Consider the following 21,361-nt stretch of genomic DNA (forward strand, 5'->3'; position numbering starts at 1 on the left):
TGCGGGTCAGCGTCGCGGAGGCGACAGGGTGAGCGTCTGCGAGGGGGTGACGACGCCGTTCACCGGCTGGTCGTGCACCTCGCTCGGAAGTTCGTCGAGTACCTCGGAATCATAGACGACCGCATAGACCGGAGGGCATCTCTCCATCGAGCCGATCGTCTTGTCGAAGTATCCGCGACCCCAGCCCATCCGCATCCCGCTGCGGTCGACGGCGGAGGCGGGGACGATCATCAGCTCCACGTCGTTGACGGCGATCGGGCCGAGGACCTCTCCGGTCGGCTCCGGAAGTCCGTAGAGCCCCTCGGCGATCTCATCGTCCTCCGTGGCGACGGCCCAGTCGAGAAGCCCGTCGGCGCGGGTGACGGGAAGGAGGACGCGGATGCCGCGGCGCACCGCCCGTGTCACGAATTCGCGAGTGCCCGGTTCTGTGGTGGTGGAGAGAAAGCACGAGATCGAGCGGGCGCCGAGATCGTCGATGAGCGCGTCGAGTCGTTCACCGATGGCGGTGGCGGCGGCTTCGCGCTGCGCGTCCGAGAGGAGCTGACGCCGCTCGCGCAGATCGGCGCGGAGCGCGCGTTTGGCGTGTTCGACGTCGTTCGACATGGCTTCGAGTCTACGGCGATGCTCACCGCTAGGCTGTGGGGATGGGTGCACAGAAGATCAAGGCCGTCATTCCCGCAGCAGGACTGGGGACACGATTCCTGCCTGCGACGAAGGCGATGCCGAAGGAGATGCTTCCGGTCGTCGACAAGCCGGCCATCCAGTACGTGGTCGAAGAGGCGGCGGACGCAGGGATCGATGACATCCTCGTCATCATCGGCCGCAACAAGAACGCCATCTCCAACCACTTCGACTCGGTTCCCGAGCTCGAGGTGAAGCTCATGGAGAAGGGCGACACGGGGCGGCTGGAGCGGGTGATGAAGTCGAGCGACCTCGCCGACATCCACTTCGTGCGTCAGGGAGAGCCGAAGGGCCTCGGGCACGCCGTCCTGCGGGCACGGACCCACGTGGGGGACAGCTCCTTCGCGGTGCTCCTCGGAGACGATCTCATCGACGAGCGCGACCCCCTGCTGCCGGACATGATCGCCGAGCACGAGCGCACCGGTGCCGCGGTGATCGCGCTCATGGAGGTCGACCCCGCGAACATCCACATGTACGGCGCGGCCGCGGTCGAGGACATCGAGGGGTCGGACGCCGTTCGCGTCACCGGGCTCGTCGAGAAGCCCGCGCAGGAGGATGCTCCCTCGAACCTCGCCATCATCGGCCGCTACGTCCTGCCGGCATCGGTCTTCGAGATCCTCGAGCGCACCGAGCCGGGTAAGGGCGGCGAGATCCAGCTCACGGATGCGCTGCAGGAGCTCGCGACCGATCCGCAGGGTCCCGGCGTCGTCGGCGTCATCTTCGGCGGACGCCGCTACGACACGGGCGACCGCGTCGACTACATCAAGGCGATCGTCCAGCTCGCAGCGGACCGGGATGACCTCGGCCCCGAACTGCGCCCGTGGCTCAAGGAGTTCGCGGAACGCCTCTAGGCGACTCTGCGGGGTCGGTGCGGCATGGAACTGGCGGCGGGGATGCGACACGGACCCATCGAACTGCGGCTCATCCGCGCGAAGGATGCCCGCCCGCTGCAGCACGAACTGCTCGCGAACCGTTCCTGGTTGCAGCCGTGGGAGGCGACGGTCCCCTACGGCTCGGTATCCTTCGACATGCGACTCAGCATCAGGAGGCTGCTGCAGCAGTACCGTGACGGTTCGGGCTACCCCTTCGTCATGGAGTACGACGGTGAGGTGGCGGGACAGCTCAACGTGTGGGGCGTCGCCCGCGGCTCCCTGTGCTCGGCGACGATCGGTTACTGGGTGAGCGAGCGGTTCGCCGGGCGGGGCATCACCCCGACCGCCGTCGCGCTCGCCACGGACGCATGCTTCACGGAGTACGGGCTGCATCGGATGGAGATCTGCATCCGTCCCGAGAACGCCGCGAGCATCCGCGTCGTGCAGAAGCTCGGGTTCCGCTACGAAGGTCTGCGCCGCCGGTACATCCACATCGATGGCGACTGGCGTGATCACTACGCGTTCGCGCTGACGCAGGAGGATGTGCCGCAGGGAGTGCTGGCGCGGTGGCTGAGCGGTCAGGTGCCGCCGGATGCCTCGACCGTGCCGCCCTCCGACCGCATCTCGTTCTGACGAGACCCCGAACCGGCCGGATCCGGAAGGACTCGCCGCGACACGCGCCCTTCTGTACGGCCACGCCGCCCCTGTGCCCGTAGCGTTATCACCATGGACGGGCCGGTGCTGAGTGGAGGGGTGATCGTACTCGTCGCCGTGCTCCTCTGGATGCTCTATCTGCTCCCGTCGTGGCGTGGTCGTTTTCAGTACAACGCCGCGGAGCGCAACGCCGTCCGCCTGAATCAGGCCCTGAGGGTTCTCGCCGAGACGAGCGAGACGCCGCAAGAGGTGCGTTTCGAACTGAATGCACGCACCGCACTGGCGCAGCAGAAGCTCGCCAAGCGCGTGCAGTCGGAACGTGAGGCCGCAGAGCTCGAGTCGCTGCGGGAGCAGCTCGCCGCGACCAGGGCCGACCCGGTGATCCGTCGTGCCCGCGCCCGTCGTCGCGTGCGCATGGTGTCGACCGTCTCGCTCCTGCTCGGTCTCGCCGCCGTCGGCTTCGGGATCTGGCAGCTCGTCGTCGCCGGCTCCTCGCTGCTGCTGTGGCTCGGTGGCGCTCTGATCGTTCCCGCCGGAATCGCGCTTCAGCGGATGGCAGCTGTCGCCGCTCGGGCCGCACGCGCCACGCACGTCGTGTCCGCTCCTGTGGTCGAACGCGTCGCTGCTCCCGAACTGCATGACCAGGGCCGGGCGACCTGGACGCCGCGGCCGTTGCCGGAGCCCTTGGTCTCCGTCGCCGGGTCGCGTGCACAGGCCGCGCAGGATCAGATCGAGGCGCAGGAAGAACGTCGGAAGGCGGCGCGGGTGGCGGCGCTCCGCGAGCGTGCCGAGCAGATGGCGCCCGCCGCTCCCACACCGCTTCCCGCCGCATCCTCGCCCTACGCGAAGATGGGCTTCGTCGACGACGCCGAGATCGAGGCGCACGTGCGTGAACTCCTCTCCCGCCGTGCCGCCGGATGATCCGACGGAAGCGAGCAGCCCTCTCGCCGTGATAGCGTAGATGTTGGACACGGGCCTATGGCGCAGTTGGTAGCGCGCCTCGTTCGCATCGAGGAGGTCAGGGGTTCGAATCCCCTTAGGTCCACCGAGAAGACGGCCGATCAGGCATGAGAGATCATGGCTGATCGGCCGTTCGTCTCTTGTCGTAAATGCATGTTCGGCTGCGTCGATCACTCTCGCCCTGCACGAGTCCGGCGCCATCGCCCGGGGTCGCGGTACGCGGCGCCCGCGGCGTCGCTGTCCCTGAGCCCTGCTACCTTTAGCCGCACTGGGTAATGGGGAGACATCATGTACGATCACTTCGACTACGACAGCCATGTGGAACGTAACTTCGCCGAGCAACTTGAGAACGCCAGCGACCAGGTCAAGCTCTTCGCGAAGCTCCCGCGCCGGTTCAAGGTGCGCACGCCCGTCGGGGCGTACTCGCCGGACTGGGCCATCGTCTGCGACATGGACGGGGCTGACCGGCTCTACCTCGTGCGGGAGACGAAGGACAAGCTCAGCCTCATCAGCTCGATTGGGACGAGGCCATGAAGATCCGATTCGCGCTGCGTCACTTCAACGCCGCACCTGATGGTTCGGTCGACCACACGAATACCGCCGATCACGACGGCCTCCGGATCGGACTCGAGCTCGGCGGGGAGGCCCGCTGATGGCCAGGACGAACGACACCGACACGCAGGCGACGATGATTAAGGTCGTCTACTTCGACGAGGAGTCCGCGTCGGACTATCTGGACATCTCCGCAGGCGGGAAGTCTGCCGCGACGAGCGAGAACGTCAAGGATCGGACGACCAACCTGCACGGTGAGGTCGAGACTCGCCTGGCCGCGAAGTTTAGCTGGTTGCCGTTCCTGGGCGGCTCCGCAGAGGTGGGCGGCGGCGTCGACATGTCGAGCGCTGGACAAAGCATCCTGCGAAAGACGCTGTCCAACACCATCCTGACCGACTACCTGGCCGAGGCCGGCGGGGACGCTCGGGTGACCCAACTGCGGGACCTTCGGGTGGCCGCGGCGAAGGACTCGATGGCGTTCACGAAGATGTTCACGCCGTACATGGTCATGCTCAAGATGGACGACCTGCCGCTCGATCTCGCGCGGATGGACGACGCTCTCACCGGCGCAAAGGGATACTACGAGCTTCTCGCGACGGGACCAGACGGCTCCAAGCGGGTGCTGCGGTTCAACATCAACGCCTTCCGCAACAACTACGGCCTCACCGACCTGGGCCGGATGCGCCTCGTGTTCCATGGCATCCTCGTCGGCCAGACCACCGAGGCAGCGTTGAGTATGCAGGCCGAGATCACCGGCGGCACGGACGCACCCACTGTGACCGCCGTGGAACTCGTGGACGGTGTCAACGCGCACAACGACGACATGCTGGACGTGTACGACGTGATGCTCGCCGGAGTCGAACATGCCGGGTGACACCACCATCACCATCTACTACGGGCCGCTGTCCTGGTTCAAGGAGCAAACAGGGAAGAAGAGGCACGTTGGGCTCCTGGACATCGTGTATGAGCGCGACGAGGCCAACCGACGTCACACCCACGTCGTCGAAGGCCAGGAGACAGCGCCTCCCGACAGGCCGCCGCGACGGCCGAAGCGAGTCGCCGCAGAGTCCAACGACTTCGCCAGCCTCAACGAGCACGTCATCACCAACTTCGCCGGCCTCGTGCGATCCATCAATCCCAAAAGGCTCGCCCTCCACAACCCGCCCGTCAACGTGCAGGCCCAGCTCGCACGAGCCTTCACGACCACCGTCAAGCGGTACGACTACCCAGCGGTCACCCGCGACACGCTCGTGCAGTTCAGGGACGGCTTCGCCGGTCACCTGGTCGGCCAGTCTCCGGTCAAGGAGTCGCTCCTCGCGGCGCTGTACCCGTTGACGACCCCGCAGCGCACCAAACCTATCGTTCTGATGTTCTATGGCCCCTCGGGTGTCGGCAAGACGGAGACGGCACAGTTCGTCAACGGACTGCTCGGCGGCACGCTTCTGCGGAAACAGTTCTCCATGTTCCACAACGAGAAGTTCGCCTCCTACCTGTTCGGCGGGACACACTCGGAAGCCTCCTTCGCGCGAGACCTCCTCGACCGCGAGTCCGGCGTCATCCTCATCGATGAGTTCGACAAGGCAAACTCAGTGTTCCACAGCGCCTTCTACCAACTCTTCGACGGCGGCGTCTTCGAGGACAAAAACTACAGCGTCGAGCTTGGCCCCTCCCTGATCATCTGCACCTCGAATTACAGGACGGAGGACGAGATTCGCAAAGCGCTCGGCGACGCCCTCTACTCCCGGTTCGACTCACTCGTCCATTTCAAGCCGCTCTCCAAACCGGAGATCCACGAGGTCATCGACCGGCTTGTCGACAACCGGTACGCGAACCTCACGCCCGATGAACAGGCCCGGCTCACGCCCGACGACCTCAAAGGCTTCCTGTACCCACTGGCCGATGCGTCCGGCAACGTACGCAAGCTCGGCAAACTGACCGATGAGGTGATCTCGCTCGTCCTCGTACGGGCGCTGCTCGACAACGAGCCGCCTGCCGGACAGTCAGACGCGAAGGACGTAGCATGACGAGCCACATGACCGCGCTCCAGTACCTCATCCGAGTCCACGGCGGCTCAGCTGACATCGTCGCGTAGCGGCGCTCACGCGATCTCATGACCGGATCCAGAAGGATGTAGAAAGGACTGACGTGACAGGGCCAGAATGGACGTCCGACGGTGTCACGCTGCCGCGCATTGTCGAGGAAGCATTCGCCGCAGACGAGCTCGTGTTCTTCTGCGGGGCCGGGGTCTCCTCTGCGCCTCCGTCCGAGCTTCCCGGCTTCCGAGGGCTCGCCCGGGACGTCGCAACCGCGCTAGGTCATCCCAAGCTTGTCCCGGAAGACAGGAGCATCCCTGTCCAGTTCGACGTCGTCATGGGCAGACTCAACGAGATCAGTGGCGACATCCACAGCCGGGTGAGCGCCCGCCTCAAGGTGGCCGTGACGCCGAACGACTACCACCGAGACATCTGGCAGATCGCGACCGCCCCGGGCAAGACACCCAGACTCGTCACCACCAACTTCGACCTCCTCTTCGAGACCGCCGCCGCCGAGCTGGCCATCCCCACGGCCCCCTACGTCGCGCCCACACTGCCGCTGGGCGACGACTTCTCAGACCTCGTGCACCTGCACGGCATCGTCGATCCGCCGCCCGCGACACGCATGGTGCTGACCGACCAGGACTTCGGACGCGCCTATATCACCGAGGGCTGGGCAACCCAGTTCCTCACCCGAATGTTCGCGCAGTACACCGTCGTCCTCATCGGCTACAGCGCGGAAGACTCCATCATCCAGTACCTCAACCGGGCGCTCCCGGCCGGCACCAGACGGTTCGCCTTCGACAAGAACACATCCGACCACGAGCTCTGGGACCGCCTCGACATCACCCCGATCCCGTTCCCGTCCACGCCGGGGGATCCCTACGGCGCACTCGGAGCGTTCCTGCAGAGCTGGCGGCACCGGGTCACCGCCACCGCCGCCGAACGCTTTGACGCGGTGAAACAGTTCGTGGAGGCCGGCGTCGAGGCCGCGGAAGCCGACGGCGACGCGGTCAAATGGATGCTGTCGGACCCTGAGCTCGCCCGCCACTTCCGAACGCACGCCATCGCCACCGAATGGCTCCGGACCCTCGACGCAACCGGAGTGCTCGACGATGTCTTCACCAGCACGGCCGATGCAACGCTGGAGACGGACGAGTGGGCCCGGTGGGTGCGTTCCTCCATCGATCACGACGATGGCGTGACGCTCCTCGCCGTGCTCGCCGCCCACGAGGGCCGGATGCACAACGACCTCTGGTTCCAGATCTGGAACAAGCTCTACGGCGACTTCAACGGAACCCGGGCCCATCGAAAGCTCGTGTTCGTGCTGGCTGCCGCGGACGCGGAACGCGACGACGGACGATTGTCGGCACTGGTGCCGCGCATCGCGGACAAAGACCCGGAGACGGCCGAACATCTCCTCGTCCACCTGCTCGAACCCACCCTCCGTATGAAGGTCGCCAGCGGCTGGGGCATCTGGGCTGACTCGCTGGGGACGCGGCTGCGGCTCCGCTGGAAAACCTCGCTCCTCAAGGACGCCTGGCCGCGACTGTTTCCCGCGCTCAGGGATCGCGGACACCTCCTCACCACGATCCTCAATCTCATCCGCACGGTCGAGACGACCGACGCGTTCTTCACAGGTCATGATCGACCAGAGGCCATCTCTGTCCGCCGACAGCAGGTCGAAGACGCCGGCCGCTCCCTCCGCGATGACGCCTACATTCTCGTGGTCGACATGGGGCGCGATCTGCTCCGCGAGGCGGTACAGGACCACGGCGTCACCGAGGCCATGCGGCTCCTCGGCGATCAATCAGAGATGATTCGCCGGCTCGCCATCGACGCACTCGCCGAGGCGCGCAGCTCAGAGGCCGAGGGCCTGCTCAACATGCTGATCCAACGGGGTCTGCCGTTCGACTTCCGCGGCCGCTCAGAGGTCTTTCGTCTCATCGCGTTCGCCTACCCCAACTCGGGCGACGAGGCCAGGGCAGCCTTCATCGATTACATCCAGACCGCGAGCGGGGCACCCGAAGAGTCCGAGATCACCGACTACTCGCGTTACAACATCCTCGTGTGGCTCAGCACCGTCGCCCCCGACGATGCCCTGGTGCGCGACCTACGTAGTGAGTACGAGCGAGAGCGGGGGTTCGAGCCTGATCCGGCTCCGAACCTCACCGCCGGATTCAGACTGACCGATCCCGACCCGTCGAGGGAGGCGGAGGGAATCTTCGTCGACCTTGGCCCGGATGCCCTTGTCGCCGCGCTCGCACATTCCGATGAGCTTCGTGACGAGTATTCGAATGGCCGGGTGCTCCGCGAGCTCGGGGCGTATCTCGACAGGTGGCCGAGCCGTCACCTTGACGTCCTTGACGCCATGATCAGCGCGGCGTTCGAGAACGAGGCGGTCTGGCAGATCGTCATCCAGGATCTGGTCCGCCACGACGTGTGGATCGCTGACGAGATCCTCGATCGTCTGCGGGCGAGGGGGGAGAACCCCCAGCAGGTCGCCGCCCGGGTCGTGTTCGCGATCGCGTTTCCCAACAATCAGCTCGGTGGCCCGCTCACCAACACGGTCGAGAGGGCGCGCCTTCTCCTCGGTCTGTGGACCCTGTGCACGCACGAGCGCTCCGACGCACCGGCGACGAACCCTGCCGAGGCCCGCAGCTCGGATCGCGGTTCGCTGGCTCACCATTACACCGAGACCCTGCTCCGCGCGGCGGAACAAGACGGCGACGAGGCGAGGCTCACGGACGAGGGCACCGCCGGCCTTCTTCTGCTCCTCAATGGACCGGATGATAACCCGGCTGATCCAAGCCCGATGATGGTGGCCGAGTACGCGCCGCACATCGCATACCGTGCGCCGGAGTGGTTCGAGGAGCACCTGGCACCCCGGCTCGCGGTTCTTGATCACACGCCGCGGGCGCTGACGCTCTGGGCCGGTCTGCTGTCGCGAGGGCTCGAGGCACGGTCGATGCGCCTGCGATTCCGGGAGCAGATCCGGGTGGGGTGGGGGAGGGTGGAAGGCTCTTTGCCCTCCCTGGTCGAGGACTACCTGCAGACCCACGCCGTGTGTTTCGCGTTCGATTCGAGTCAGGAAGACACAGAATGGCCGGACGCCTTCCTGGCGCACGCGAGACCCGACGTCAGAGCCCGGTGGGCTCGCGCCGTCGCGCACTACTTCGATCGAAGCGAGCCGACATTTCAGGGGCTTCTGTTAGGCCATTGGCAGCACCGCATCGATGGACTACCCGCCATTGCCCAAGACGAGCAACGGGCGTTCCTGCGCTGGGTGACGCTCCCTGGCATTGACGTCGAGCGGGCGGCTCAGCTTTTCACCGGGGGCCCCACAGTCACCGTGCAGGAGAACGTGTTCTACGACTACTACGACCTCGAGGACTTCCCGGACGAGGACCATCCGGAGGCGTACCTCCGCGTCGCGAACCACCTGATGAGCGGCACACGCTTCCCGCCGCCCTTCGCCGATCAGCTCGTCGATGTCGCACGCACCGTTGCGCCCACCGATCCATTACTTGCGAGGACCTCGCTCGATGCGATCCTGAGTCTGGGATACTCGCCGGCCCGAGCAGTACTTCAAGAGCTCGACGAGACGCGCTGAATCGTTGCCGAAGGGCGCATGTCGGCGCTGAGCGCGAGCATCATGAGCTTAAACTCGCTCCATGGAGCGCAGGTCCAGCTGGACCAAAGCTCGGTGCGGAGGTTGCTGAGGTGAACCTGCTCGACCGGATCGACCAGCGGCTTTCCGATACGCGTGCACGGATCAACCCGCTCGATTTCGAAAACTGCGCGACGTCCTTGCTTACGTCCGTGTACCCCGGGCTCGTACCCATCACCGGAGGTTCCGACTTCGGTCTTGACGCCGAGATCACTGAAGACTCGCTGACTACCGGTCTCATTATCACCTCCGCGAGGAGCTGGGACGGCGCGAAGCGGAGCCTGCGAGACAGTCTGCGCTCGATGCGGAAGAACGAAGTGCCTGTTCGCCGAATCGTCGCGGTCAGCCTCGCGGAAGCGAACAGGTCGAAGCGCGAAAAGCTCAGGGACATCGCGACGGGGTTCGATTGTGAACTCGTGCAGGTCTACGACCGAGCATGGTTCGCGAACCAGTTCCGAGAGAGTCCGGACTGGCGACGCAGGATCCTCGATATCGAAGGGGGGCCGTTCAGCTTCTCGCGTCAGCCCCGGGGGGCACGCCCAGACGAAGAGCAATTGTCGACCGTGGGACGGGACTCGCTAATCGCTGAGGCGAACAAGTCAGAGTCGGACACGATCCTCTTCGGAGTTCCTGGCGTTGGAAAGAGCCACGTTGCCGGCAGACTCCGTGGCGCCCTGTTCCTCGAACGGCAGCCCACGCCTGAACGACTTCTCGATGACCTCATCGAAACTAGGCCCGCCCGGGTCGTGGTGGACGATGCTGGGGCGCGACTGCAAGACGTCGATCTACTCCTGCGCCTCCGTGACGCGGAGAAGCTTGACTATCGGATCGTCGCAACGTGTTGGCCGCACGAGACGAACCTCGTCGAGGACCATCTCCCTGATTCGATAGGGCTCGAAGTTGACTTGCTCACCCGCGAAGAACTGGGAGCGATCCTTCGCGAGCGCGGCATAACCCGACTTGCGGTGATCGTCCATCTCCTCACACAAGCCGACGGTCGCCCAGCCTGGGCGCTGAACCTCGCCGACCTCCTCATTCGCAGCGGCGATTGGAAGTCCGTATGGACCGGTAACGCGCTGCGAAAGCAAATCTTCGCTTTCTTACGCATGTCCAACGCCTCGGAAGATGCCGTCGACGTACTTGGCACCCTTGCGCTTCTCGGCGAGATCGACGAGGACCAGCTACGTCGCCTGGCCGACCTCCTCCAAATCCGACAACCTGAACTAATTCGTCTCATCCGATCCGTTGCGATCGCGGGGCTTGTCGATGTTCAGGACCACAAGCTCTACAACCGAGAGACCCGGAAGGTCGAACACACCAAGACCTACCGTGTCCAACCAGAAATCATCGCCGCCAGCGTTGCCTCTGAGGTCTACTTCTCTGGCGCTCCGTCACCCGTTCGGCTGCGCGACGTTCAGGACACCTTTCCTGAGCTGGCTGCTCAGATTATGCAGATCCAGATCCACACCGGCCTCCTCGGCGCGACGCACCCGACAATCCCAACCACGGCGGAGATCATCGCGGTTCTGCCCACCGCCACGCAACACACCGAACTGCTACGGACCTTCGGCCAACTGGGCCAGGAACAAGCGCAAGTCGTCGCCGACATCCACCTAGCGCGCATCGCCGCCGCCCTCAATGACGGACGTTCAGCTGTTGCGGAGACCGAAGCGAAACTCCTGGCCGCATGTGTCGCCAATGCGCTCGAACGCAACATCCCGGGTGTCGTTGAAGCCTTTGTTACAGCGCTCTCCGCGCTCGAGAGCGCGGACGGCGATATTCAACCTGCAGTCAAAGAGCTCGTCGAACAAGTCCGTGACGCGCGCAGCGGCGACCAACCGCAGCTCGGGGGCCTCTTGAAACTCGCCGGAGCACTAAAGACGGTGCCAGATGCCGACCTCACGGACACCATCTGGTCGGCAATCACCTGCGAGATACTCGCCCCGACGTTCGACGGCAACTACATCAACCCGGAGGTTCACAACCAGTTCGTTCTGCAGTCGTTTACATGGGCCGCGACTCACATGGAGACTCTGTATGACGCCATCCAGCCCGCCCTCGAGATCCGCACTCCAGGAGCGACGCCCACCGTCCAACTCGCACTGATCGACCTCCTAGACAAGTGGGTGCGGATCGCGAATGGATGGAACCTCCCATTCGGCGGCAAGACGAACGACGCCCAAGTCCGCGCCGGCACACACATCGCGAGACGCATCGCAAACACGCTCGCCCCCGTCATCACAACCCCTGGACTCCGCGGCCGATTCAACAAGGCGACGCGAACTCTCGCGATCCAGCTCGACGAACCAGACATGCTGTTCGCAGCGATCACGCAAGAACGCGATCGACTCACTCCCTACGACGAAATGCGACGCCGAAAGGAGGCCGCAGTCGACAAAGCTCTCGCGCCATTCCAGCGACAGGAACCCGCAGCCCTGATGGCGTGGTTGAAGGCCCACGAGTCCGAGTTCGCGATCATCGGCCAAAACACTGGGATCTGGGAAGTCTTCGCACGTCTCACCCAAGCGTCCGACCGGGAACCAGCCCGCTGGCTCACCGCGGCAATCGATCACGGTCTAGCCGGGTCGGCTTCAGCGCTCATCGACGCGTGCGCCCGCGCCGATCAGCTCACCCCCGAAATCGCCGACACGTTGCTCGCGGACTCGAACGGCCGGCATGGCGTCATCGCTGCCGTTATCGGTCAATCGCAGAATTCAACACTCATTCAACGGGTCCTCGATCGACTGACCGGCAGTGACGTTCAGCAACTCGAATCGGCTTTTGTACTGAGACACGCCCCCGACGCAACGAGGCATGCTCTATTCACGCACCCAAGCGGCGAAGTCCGAGGGATCGCTGCAGCACTCTGGGCCGCCGAATGGGCCTACGGTAACGGCCCCATGCCAGATGACCCCGACTGGCTCGAGGCCATGCGCTCCTACGTCATTCCGGAGGACAGCCGGTACGAGGACACCCACACGCAAGCGCTCAATGCGCTCGCGAAGTCAGCGCCGGAGGTGTTCATTGACATGTTCGCCAAGCGCGCCACAACCACAGTGCGCAAACGCGATCGAGATCTCGATGAATGGAAAGAGCCCGTCCGGCTCCTGTCTCCCGCCGAACGAGGGAAGCTATGGCACCGAGTCATGGACACCACACACGCCCCCGAACTCTTCTGGATCATCGCAGGAGAGGACACCGACTGGATCACCGAGACGGTGAGCGAACCCACTTTCAACATCTCCGTCCGTGACCTGCTCGGCGCACTACAGTTCCAGTTCGGACACCGTTATCCACTCGAAACCCTCGCCACAATGCTCCGGCCCCTCGACCCAGAACCCGACGAAATCCTCCGCACGCTCGAAGTCGGATCCTTCTCTGGCGAGGAACACGAACGGTATGCATCAAGACTCGACTCTCTTCGAGAACTGTCCTGCTCCGACAACGAGGACATCGCCCGCATAGGCCGACGCGGGATCGAGATCTACGAGCCGTTGCTCAAGGAAGCGCTCGTCAAAGCTCGACGAGCAGCCGTTCGCGGCACCCGCGAATACTAACCACGCCGAGGTGGAACACTACTGCCCTGGGTTTCGCACGGTTTATCCAACTAGATCAGCAGTTGGCCGGGCGGTTGTGCCGGACTCCCGCGCACGTTTTGCGAGCAGCTGAGCGGTCGAAGACTAGCGCCCGTTTCACGGCCCGATCGTGGTGCCGACAGTTCGGAGTCGATTGAGAACGGTATGGGTATCGAAGCCGAGCTGCTGGCCGATCGTCGCTGCGGAATCTCCGAGACCGTACTTTCGACGGCTGTTGCGACGTCTGCCGCGGTCATGCCTCGAACAGTCTCCCTTCCTCGCGAGGATAGATGCTTGGCAGCGGTCTGCCTCGCGATCCGGGACTGGCGGGCGACCGCGTTGACGTTGCGCGTCTTTTGGCAGCTGGCGACCCGGTCATCGATCTCGGCTTCGCTAATTCGCCGCGCAGGCTTAGCCGTCGAACTTGTGGTCAACGCACACCCGGCAGATGCCGCGTCCGATTTCCGCCGGAGTCCGCCGCGGACGATCAATACCGTGAGGATGTGTCTTCGGTAACGAGCAAGCTTCCCCGATCCTTCGTCCGCGTCGGCTGGTCGGGTGTCCTCGTCCAATTCGCCGAGCAGGTGTCCCTCGCCGCCGCGCCGCTGGTCGCTGTGCTGGTCTTCTCAGCCTCCCCGGCTCAGACAGCAGTTCTGCAGGTGGCTCACACGCTCCCGTTCCTGCTCTTCGCAATCCCCGTCGGCTTGCTGGTGGACAGGCTGAACCGCAGAACCGTGCTGATCGTCTCCGAGTCGCTGCGTGCCGTGACCTTGGCGCTGGCCATCGTCCTCCTGGTCACCGAGGTGCTCACGTTCTCACAGCTCGTGCTCATCGGCTTCCTCGGTGCCGTCGGAACCGTGGCGTTCAGCGTCGCGATGCCCGCTGTCGTACCGCAGCTCGTCGATCGGGATCAACTCATCCAGGCGAACCGCTGGGTGGAGCTCGGCCGGAGCGCGGCGCTCATCGCCGGGCCCGCGTCTGCCGGCATGCTCGCGTCGTGGCTCGGCGCATCGAGTGCCTTCGTCGTGGCGACCACACTGTGCGTGCTGGGCATACTGTTGCTTCTCCGCCTCGACATCCCACCGCAGAGCGGCGCACCTCGCCGACCCATCCTGCGTGACCTGCGCGAGGCCGCCCGATTCGGATGGTCGACCCCGGTGCTGCGCACCATCATCCTGACCTCGTTTGGCTTCAACATCGGCTGGTTCATCATCCAGGCGATCTTCGTCGTCTACGCCGTCGACATCCTTCTCATGACGCCGGTGCACGTGGGGTATGCGCTCGCCGCGAGCGGAGTGGGCATGGCCGTGGGCGCAGCCGTCTCGCCCGCGATCACCAGGCGGCTCAGCCTCGGAGGCGCGGCGCTGCTCGGTCCTCTCGGAGGTTTCGGAGCCGCGCTCGCCCTGGCGGCCACACTTGTCGCACCGACGTCCGTGCTCGCCATGCTGAGCTATTTCCTCTTCGGATTCGGGCCGGTGATCTGGGCGATCACGACGACGTCCATCCGTCAGGCGATCACGCCGGTCGAGATGCTGGGGCGCGTCTCCTCCCTTCTCGTCGTGGCGACCTACGGTGCTCGACCGGTCGGCGCGGCACTGGCCGCGCTGGTGAGCGTGTTCTGGGGCACGACAGGATGCCTGCTTCTCGCCACCGCACTGTTCGCTGCGCAGCTGCTCTACGTCGCCCTCTCGCCGTTGGCGAAGCTGCGCTCGCTGCAGGGTGCCGCGGCCACGAACGCGGACCCGTCGGGCGGTTGAGCTCGAGCCCCGCGGGAGCGCGCGGGGCTCGAGCTCGGATCAGCCGGCGGCGACCTCGTCGGTGACGGTCAGCGCGCTGTCGATCGCGTCCAGACCGCGCACCAGCTCCTCTTCGTCGATCACCAGCGGGGGAGCGACATGCACCCGGTTGAAGTGCGTGAACGGCCAGACGCCGGCCTTCTTGGCGGCCGCGGCGAAAGCACCCATCGGGGCGGCATCCGCTCCGGTCGCGTTGAACGGCACCAGCGGCTCGCGGGTCTCCTGATCGCGCACAAGCTCGATCGCCCAGAACAGCCCGCGCCCGCGGACCTCTCCGACGCTCGGGTGCGTCTGCTCCCATCGACGCAGGGTCGGCTCGACCACACGCGCGCCCAGGTCGCGCACGCGCTCCAGGATGCCGTCGCGGCGGAACACCTCGAACGTCGCGACCCCGGCCGCGCACGCGAGCGGGTGCCCGGAGTAGGTCAGCCCGCCGGCGAACGGCATCGTGTCGAAGGCACTCGCGATCCGGTCCGAGATCACGACCCCGCCCAGCGGCACGTAGCCGGAGTTCACACCCTTCGCGAAGGTGATGAGGTCGGGGCGCCCGTCGAACGCGTCGATGCCGAACCACTCGCCGAGCCGACCGAATCCGACCATGACCTCGTCGGCGATGTACACGATCCCGTAGCGATCGCACAGATCGCGCACGCCCTGCAGGTAGCCGGGCGGTGGCACGAGCACGCCGTTCGTGCCCACGACGGTCTCGATGATGATCGCCGCGATCGTCTGCGGCCCCTCCAGCTGGATCGTCTGTTCGAGGTGCGCGAGCGCGCGCTCGGACTCCTGCTCCGGCGTCTCGGCGTGGAACGGCGAACGGTACAGATAGGGGCCGAAGAAGCGCACCGCGCCGGAGTCGACCGTGTCATTGGCCCAGCGACGCGGGTCGCCCGTGAGCGAGATCGCCGTCGACGTCGAGCCGTGGTAACTGCGATACATCGAGAGCACCTTGCGCCGGCCGGTGAACTGCCGTGCCATGCGCACCGCGTATTCGTTGGCCTCGGCGCCGCCGTTGGTGAAGAAGACCTTCTCCAAGCCGTCGGGTGCGACCTCTGCGATCAGACGCGCCAGCTCACCGCGCACGTCGTTCGCCATCGAGGGCTGGATGGTCGCGAGGTGCCCCGCCTGCTGCTGGATCGCGGCGACCAGGTCGGGGTGCTGGTGCCCGAGGTTCAGGTTCACCAGCTGGCTCGAGAAGTCGAGGTAGGCGTTCCCCTGGTAGTCCCAGAACGTCGAGCCCTGACCCGTGGCGACGGGCAGCGGGTCGATCAGTGCCTGCGCGCTCCAGGAGTGGAACACATGGCCGCGGTCGTCCGCGCGCACCTGCGCCTCGGCCTCGGGAGCGGGGAGCGGGTGGGCGGCCCCGTGGCGGTCGGTGAAGTTCGTCATCGTGGTCGCTCCAGTCAGTGGTTGCTCGGGAAGCCGAGGTCGATCTGCGACGGGGTGTGGTCCGGCCAGCGGGTCGTGACGACCTTGGAGCGGGTGTAGAAGTGCACCGACTCGGGACCGTAGATGTGCGAGTCGCCGAACAGCGAGTCCTTCCATCCGCCGAACGAGTAGGCACCGATCGGCACCGGGATCGGGACGTTCACGCCGACCATGCCGACCTCGATGTCGAACTCGTACTGGCGTGCGGTGCCGCCGTCGCGGGTGAAGATCGCGGTCCCGTTGCCATAGGCGTTCGCGTTCACGAGCTCGACCGCTTCGGCGTAGGTCTCCACGCGCACCACGGACAGCACCGGCCCGAAGATCTCATCGTCGTAGACCTTCATGCCCGGCGCGACCCGGTCGATCAGGCTGACGCCGAGGAAGAACCCCTCGGAATCGAAGGACTTCTGCGTGCCGTCCACGACGACCGTCGCGCCCTCGGCGTCGGCTCCCGTCACGTAGGAGGCGACCTTGTCGCGGTGCTCGCGCGTGATGAGGGGACCCATCTCGCTCGCGGCATCGGTACCGGGGCCGATCTTCAGGCCGTCGATGCGCGAGGCGATCGCAGAGACCAGGTCGTCGGCGATGTCACCCACGGCGACGAGCACGGAGACGGCCATGCAGCGTTCCCCGGCAGAACCGTAGGCGGCGGAGACCGCGGCATCGGCGGCGGCGTCGATATCGGCATCCGGCATCACCACCATGTGGTTCTTCGCGCCGCCGAGCGCCTGCACCCGCTTCCCTGCGGCCGAGGCGCGCTGGTAGATCGAGCGGGCGATCGGGGTCGACCCCACGAAGCTGACGGCGTTCACCCGAGGCGACTCCAGGAGTGCGTCGACCGCCTCCTTGTCGCCGTTGACGACGTTGAGCACGCCGTCAGGAAGCCCGGCCTCGGAGAACAGCTTCGCGATCCACACGGCGGCGGAGGGATCCTTCTCGCTGGGCTTGAGGACGACCGTGTTGCCGCAGGCGATCGCAGAGGCGATCATCCACAGCGGCACCATCACGGGGAAGTTGAAGGGCGTGATCGCCGCCACCACACCGACGGGCTGCTTGACGGAGTGGACATCGACGCCGCGGGCGACCTGCTCACTGCGCTCGCCCTTGAGGAGGTGCACGAGGCCGGCGGCGAACTCGACGTTCTCGATACCGCGCGACACCTCGCCCGCGGCATCCGAGAGCACCTTGCCGTGCTCGGACGTGACGATCGCGGCGAGTTCGGGGGTGCGCTCCTTGAGGAGCTGCCGCAGACGGAAGAAGACGTCGGCGCGCTTGATCAGGCTCGTCTCGCGCCATGCGGGCCGGGCGGCCGCTGCGGCGGAGATGGCGGATTCGACCTCGGCGGACGAGGCGAGGGCGACGTGCTTGGAGACCTCGCCGGTGGCGGGATCGAAGACCTGGCCGGTGCGAGCCGCCTCGGCGGTCTCCACTCCGTTGATGACGTGACGGACGATGTCCACGGTGTTCCTCCGAGTGGTGAAGAAGTGATCTCGAACACTCTGACCGAGGTTCGCTACGCTGGTGTTTCTCAATGTTCACAGAGTCTGGGGGACAATAGCGATGTCAGACCGTCAGGACTTCGCGTCGGATCAGACAGATCGTCCGATCCGTGCCACCGCCCTGCTCACGGTCGCCGAGGTCCTCGCGGAGCCGGTGGTGCAGGCCGGGGCGCCGGAAGTCCTCGTCGGTGGGACCGCACTCGACGCCGAAGTGCGCTGGGCTCACGTCTCCGACAGCGCCGGTGTCGCCCGGCTGCTCGACGGCGGGGAACTGCTGCTGAGCACGGGCGCAGGGTGGCCGGAGGAGGCGGACGAGCAGAGGGCTTTCGTCCGTGGACTGCGTCGCGCGGGCATCGCGGGGATCGTCCTGGAACTCGGCGTCTCGCATGCCCGGGTGCCGGATGCGGTGGCCGATGAGTGCGCCGAGACCGGACTCGCGCTGATCGTGCTGACGAGCGAGGTCAAGTTCGTGGCCGTGACCGAGGCCGTGCATCGAGCGCTGATCTCCGCGCAGACCGACGCCCTCTCCGAGCGTCAGCGCCTGCACGAACTCTTCACGGCGCTCAGCCTCCAGGGCGCTCCGGCGGACGTGGTGGTCGCGGAGACCGCGCGGGCACTGGGGTCTCCGGTGGTGCTGCAGAATCTCGCGCACGAGGTGATCGCCGTCGAACCTCTTCGCGTGCCTGTCGACGAGGTGCTCGCACGGCTCGCCGACGACGGGGAGTCGGTGCCCGTGCAGGCGCGAGGGGTGCGTTGGGGGACCCTGTCAGCGCTGCAGGGCCCCGCGCACCCGGCCGGGCGACTCACGGTGCTCGAACAGGGGGCGACGGCGCTGGCCTTCGGGTGCCTCGCCGACGGGGGCGACGCCGAGTGGTCGATCCTGGCGCAGAGCGGACTCATCGACGACCTGCTCGGAGCGCGGTTCGCGAGCCCCGCCGACATCGCCGCCCGTCTCGCCGCCGGTGGTTTCGTGTTCGACGGGCATCACTGCCACGGCATCGTCGCGCACGGGGCGGTGTCGGCGAGCGAGCTCGCCTATCGGGCGCGTCAGGTGGGGTGCGCGGTGGTCGCGGCCCGCGTGGACTCCCACGATGTCGCGCTGCTCTCGGTGCCGGCATCCGTGCCCTTCACCGATGCCATGATCTCGCGCATCGTGGGCCCCGACCGTACCGTGTTCGTCGGTCCGTCCGCGGAGGACGTCCTCGGACTCCTCGCCTCCCTGCGCATCGCCCGAGACCTCGCGGCGGGGGACCATCCGGGTGCCGGTCCTCGTGTGCGCAGGGTCGAGGACCGTCCCCTCGAACGGCTCGTCGCTTCGTTGCGGGACGATCATCGGCTTCACGAGCACAGCGAACGGATGCTCGCGCCGCTCGTCGAGCATGACCGGGAGCGCCGCGGCGACCTCGTGGATGTGCTGGCGGCGCTCGTCGCACACCCCGGCAACCGGTCAGCAGCGGCGGCAGCGAGCCATCTGTCCCGGTCCGTCTTCTACCAGCGCCTCACCCTGATCGCTGAGCTTCTGGGTGCCGACCTCGACGACGGGGAGACCCTCGCGGCGCTGCACCTCGCCCTCACCGCACGGCGGAGCGCTGCGCACGGTTGAACGCGCCGTCTCTCTCACTCTGATGCCGAGACCCCCTCTCCGCGTCGAGGCCCCCGCCAGGTCGCGTGAACCACCGGGGGTCTCGACGACAGGACGGGGTTTCGACGACAGGACGGGGTCTCGAGGACGGGACGGGGTCTACAGTGCGGACTGCGCGCGGGTCAGCACGTCCCGGAGGATCTGCTCGATCTCACGGAACTCCGAAGGGCCCACCGTGAGCGGAGGGGCGAGCTGGATGACGGGGTCGCCGCGGTCGTCGGCGCGGCAGTACAGACCGGCCTCGAACAGTGCGGGGGAGAGGAAGCCGCGCAGCAGACGCTCGGACTCGGCATCGTCGAAGGTCTCCTTCGTGCCCTTGTCCTTGACGAGTTCGATGCCGAAGAAGTAGCCGTCCCCGCGGACGTCGCCGACCAGCGGCAGGTCGAGCAGCTTCTCGAGCTCGGCGCGGAAGAGCGGCGAGTTCTCACGCACGTGGGCGTTGAGTCCCTCCTCGTCGAAGATCGCGAGGTTCTCCAGCGCGACCGCAGCCGAGACGGGGTGCCCGCCGAACGTGTAGCCGTGCGGGAACGACACATCGCCGTGCGAGAACGGCTCGTAGATGCGGTCGCTGATGATCGTCGCGCCGATCGGGGAGTACCCGCTCGTCATCCCCTTGGCGCAGGTGATCATGTCGGGCACATACCCGAGCCCCGTGCAGGCGAACGTGTGGCCGAGGCGACCGAACGCGCAGATGACCTCGTCCGAGACGAGCAGGACATCGTGGCGGTCGCAGATCTCGCGCACCCGGGCGAAGTAGCCGGGAGGGGGAGGGAAGCACCCACCCGAGTTCTGCACCGGCTCCAGGAAGACCGCGGCGACCGTGTCGGCTCCCTCGAACAGGATCATCTCCTCGATGCGATCGGCCGCCCACCGCCCGAAGGCTTCGAGGTCGTCGGCGGGTCCTCCCATCTCGGCCGCCCGGTAGAAGTTCGTGTTGGGCACGCGGAAGCCTCCGGGCGTGACCGGCTCGAACATCGACTTCATCGCCGGGATGCCGGTGATCGCCAGCGCTCCCTGCGGAGTGCCGTGGTAGGCGACCGCGCGCGAGATGACCTTGTGCTTGGTGGGCTTCCCCTGCAGCTTCCAGTAGTGCTTGGCCAGCTTGAACGCGGTCTCGACGGCCTCGCCGCCACCCGTCGAGAAGAAGACGCGGTTGAGGTCACCGGGCGCCTCGTCGGCGAGACGGTCGGCCAGCTCGATCGCCGCCGGGTGGGCATAGGACCACAGAGGGAAGAACGACAACTCGGATGCCTGTGCGGCAGCGGCCTCGGCCAGCCGACGTCGACCGTGCCCGGCGTTCACGACGAACAGGCCGGCGAGCCCGTCGAAGTACTCCTTGCCCTTCGCATCCCAGATCCGGTGGCCTTCGCCTTTCACGATGATCGGCACACCGGACTCGGCCATCGTCGACTGGCGCGTGAAGTGCATCCACAGATGGTCCTTCGCCATCGTCTGCAGTGCGGACTCCGAGGGAGTGGTGCGGGCGGTGTTCATCTGGTCCCCCAGTTGTAGAGCTGCTTCTGCAGCTTCGCGTAGATGAAGGTCTCGGTGGAGAGGACTCCGTCGATCGGCCGGATGGTGTCGTTGATCAGTGCCAGCAGGTCGTCGTCGTCTTCGCAGACAACCTCGGCGAGCACGTCGAAGGAGCCGACCGTGATGACCACGTAGTCGACCGCATCGATCGCCGCGACGGCCTCGGCGACGTGGCGCGTGTCGCCGGAGACGCGGATGCCGATCAGGGCCTGGCGCGGGAAGCCGAGCTGCATCGGGTCGGTCACGGCGACGATCTGCATCACGCCGGACTCGGTGAGCCGCTGCACCCGCTGACGTACGGCAGCCTCGCTCAACCCGACGACACGTCCGATGTCGGAGTAGGAGCGACGGCCGTCTTCTTGGAGCAACTCGATGATCGTCTTGGAGATCGCATCGAGAGGGGGATGTTTCTTCACCGAACCCATGGTGCGATCTTCGCACTCGACGGCGCCTCTGGCAACCGATT

Annotated in this window: 16 protein-coding genes and 1 tRNA gene; 12 read left to right on the top strand and 5 right to left on the bottom strand. The window is 66.1% G+C overall.

What is annotated here, in order from left to right; translation table 11 throughout:
• Positions 1-6: 6 nt before the first annotated feature.
• Positions 7-603: a 5-formyltetrahydrofolate cyclo-ligase gene (locus tag KV397_RS04710; protein WP_047524267.1), complete on the bottom strand. Its 597-nt coding sequence runs from the start codon at positions 601-603 to the stop codon at positions 7-9.
• 41 nt (positions 604-644) lie between these two features.
• Here KV397_RS04710 and galU point away from each other — a divergent pair, with 41 nt between their 5' ends.
• The 11 genes from galU to KV397_RS04765 all read left to right on the top strand — a co-directional run bounded on the left by galU (position 645) and on the right by KV397_RS04765 (position 14,754).
• On the top strand, positions 645-1,532 hold the full coding sequence (galU, locus tag KV397_RS04715) for a UTP--glucose-1-phosphate uridylyltransferase GalU (RefSeq protein ID WP_261812281.1): 888 nt from the start codon (positions 645-647) through the stop codon (positions 1,530-1,532).
• Between the two features lie 42 nt (positions 1,533-1,574).
• Positions 1,575-2,186: a GNAT family N-acetyltransferase gene (locus KV397_RS04720; protein WP_081997095.1), complete on the top strand. Its 612-nt coding sequence runs from the start codon at positions 1,575-1,577 to the stop codon at positions 2,184-2,186.
• Positions 2,187-2,279: 93 nt separating this feature from the next.
• Positions 2,280-3,128, top strand: coding sequence for an AAA family ATPase (locus KV397_RS04725; protein ID WP_261812282.1), 849 nt, complete (start codon positions 2,280-2,282; stop codon positions 3,126-3,128).
• A gap of 51 nt (positions 3,129-3,179) precedes the next feature.
• A tRNA-Ala gene (locus tag KV397_RS04730) sits at positions 3,180-3,252 on the top strand.
• A 203-nt stretch (positions 3,253-3,455) separates the two neighbouring features.
• Positions 3,456-3,701, top strand: coding sequence for a restriction endonuclease (locus tag KV397_RS04735; protein WP_261812283.1), 246 nt, complete (start codon positions 3,456-3,458; stop codon positions 3,699-3,701).
• Positions 3,698-3,820 (top strand): hypothetical protein, encoded by a 123-nt coding sequence (locus tag KV397_RS04740; protein ID WP_261812284.1) that lies wholly within the window; start codon positions 3,698-3,700, stop codon positions 3,818-3,820. Before KV397_RS04735 ends, KV397_RS04740 begins: the two co-directional genes overlap by 4 nt.
• Entirely contained in the window at positions 3,820-4,593 is a 774-nt protein-coding gene (locus KV397_RS04745; protein ID WP_261812285.1) for a DUF6414 family protein, read from the top strand. Before KV397_RS04740 ends, KV397_RS04745 begins: the two co-directional genes overlap by 1 nt.
• Positions 4,583-5,743, top strand: coding sequence for an AAA family ATPase (locus tag KV397_RS04750; protein WP_261812286.1), 1,161 nt, complete (start codon positions 4,583-4,585; stop codon positions 5,741-5,743). The genes KV397_RS04745 and KV397_RS04750 overlap by 11 nt, the downstream gene beginning before the upstream one ends.
• A gap of 346 nt (positions 5,744-6,089) precedes the next feature.
• Entirely contained in the window at positions 6,090-9,365 is a 3,276-nt protein-coding gene (locus tag KV397_RS04755; protein WP_261812287.1) for an SIR2 family protein, read from the top strand.
• A gap of 110 nt (positions 9,366-9,475) precedes the next feature.
• Entirely contained in the window at positions 9,476-12,979 is a 3,504-nt protein-coding gene (locus KV397_RS04760) for a hypothetical protein (protein WP_261812288.1), read from the top strand.
• A 521-nt stretch (positions 12,980-13,500) separates the two neighbouring features.
• Positions 13,501-14,754 carry an MFS transporter gene (locus tag KV397_RS04765; protein WP_205802301.1) on the top strand — a complete coding sequence of 418 codons (1,254 nt, stop codon included), beginning with the start codon at positions 13,501-13,503 and terminating at the stop codon, positions 14,752-14,754.
• A 39-nt stretch (positions 14,755-14,793) separates the two neighbouring features.
• Here KV397_RS04765 and KV397_RS04770 read toward each other — a convergent pair whose 3' ends face one another.
• Both KV397_RS04770 and KV397_RS04775 read right to left on the bottom strand, forming a co-directional pair.
• The gene (locus KV397_RS04770) at positions 14,794-16,182 is read right to left on the bottom strand and encodes an aspartate aminotransferase family protein (RefSeq protein WP_261812289.1); all 1,389 of its coding nucleotides are present in this window, start codon (positions 16,180-16,182) and stop codon (positions 14,794-14,796) included.
• Positions 16,183-16,196: 14 nt separating this feature from the next.
• Positions 16,197-17,681: a CoA-acylating methylmalonate-semialdehyde dehydrogenase gene (locus KV397_RS04775; RefSeq protein WP_261812290.1), complete on the bottom strand. Its 1,485-nt coding sequence runs from the start codon at positions 17,679-17,681 to the stop codon at positions 16,197-16,199.
• Positions 17,682-17,781: 100 nt separating this feature from the next.
• Here KV397_RS04775 and KV397_RS04780 point away from each other — a divergent pair, with 100 nt between their 5' ends.
• Positions 17,782-19,323, top strand: coding sequence for a PucR family transcriptional regulator (locus tag KV397_RS04780; protein ID WP_261812291.1), 1,542 nt, complete (start codon positions 17,782-17,784; stop codon positions 19,321-19,323).
• 138 nt (positions 19,324-19,461) lie between these two features.
• Here KV397_RS04780 and KV397_RS04785 read toward each other — a convergent pair whose 3' ends face one another.
• Together KV397_RS04785 and KV397_RS04790 are read right to left on the bottom strand one after the other, a co-directional pair.
• Complete coding sequence (locus KV397_RS04785; RefSeq protein WP_047519063.1) at positions 19,462-20,856, bottom strand: aspartate aminotransferase family protein; 1,395 nt, start codon at positions 20,854-20,856, stop codon at positions 19,462-19,464.
• Positions 20,853-21,320 carry an Lrp/AsnC family transcriptional regulator gene (locus KV397_RS04790; protein ID WP_047519065.1) on the bottom strand — a complete coding sequence of 156 codons (468 nt, stop codon included), beginning with the start codon at positions 21,318-21,320 and terminating at the stop codon, positions 20,853-20,855. The genes KV397_RS04785 and KV397_RS04790 overlap by 4 nt, the downstream gene beginning before the upstream one ends.
• Between the last annotated feature and the right edge of the window lie 41 nt (positions 21,321-21,361).

The organism is Microbacterium aurugineum (assembly GCF_023101205.1).
GTDB classification, from domain to species: domain Bacteria; phylum Actinomycetota; class Actinomycetes; order Actinomycetales; family Microbacteriaceae; genus Microbacterium; species Microbacterium aurugineum.

Bases quoted from the DNA above. Each gene is read 5' to 3' on its own strand.
- KV397_RS04710 (WP_047524267.1), bottom strand. From the start codon at position 603: ATGTCGAACGACGTCGAACACGCCAAACGCGCGCTCCGCGCCGATCTG.
- galU (WP_261812281.1), top strand. From the start codon at position 645: ATGGGTGCACAGAAGATCAAGGCCGTCATTCCCGCAGCAGGACTGGGG.
- KV397_RS04720 (WP_081997095.1), top strand. From the start codon at position 1,575: ATGCGACACGGACCCATCGAACTGCGGCTCATCCGCGCGAAGGATGCC.
- KV397_RS04725 (WP_261812282.1), top strand. From the start codon at position 2,280: ATGGACGGGCCGGTGCTGAGTGGAGGGGTGATCGTACTCGTCGCCGTG.
- KV397_RS04735 (WP_261812283.1), top strand. From the start codon at position 3,456: ATGTACGATCACTTCGACTACGACAGCCATGTGGAACGTAACTTCGCC.
- KV397_RS04740 (WP_261812284.1), top strand. From the start codon at position 3,698: ATGAAGATCCGATTCGCGCTGCGTCACTTCAACGCCGCACCTGATGGT.
- KV397_RS04745 (WP_261812285.1), top strand. From the start codon at position 3,820: ATGGCCAGGACGAACGACACCGACACGCAGGCGACGATGATTAAGGTC.
- KV397_RS04750 (WP_261812286.1), top strand. From the start codon at position 4,583: ATGCCGGGTGACACCACCATCACCATCTACTACGGGCCGCTGTCCTGG.
- KV397_RS04755 (WP_261812287.1), top strand. From the start codon at position 6,090: ATGGGCAGACTCAACGAGATCAGTGGCGACATCCACAGCCGGGTGAGC.
- KV397_RS04770 (WP_261812289.1), bottom strand. From the start codon at position 16,182: ATGACGAACTTCACCGACCGCCACGGGGCCGCCCACCCGCTCCCCGCT.
- KV397_RS04780 (WP_261812291.1), top strand. From the start codon at position 17,782: ATGTCAGACCGTCAGGACTTCGCGTCGGATCAGACAGATCGTCCGATC.
- KV397_RS04785 (WP_047519063.1), bottom strand. From the start codon at position 20,856: ATGAACACCGCCCGCACCACTCCCTCGGAGTCCGCACTGCAGACGATG.
- KV397_RS04790 (WP_047519065.1), bottom strand. From the start codon at position 21,320: ATGGGTTCGGTGAAGAAACATCCCCCTCTCGATGCGATCTCCAAGACG.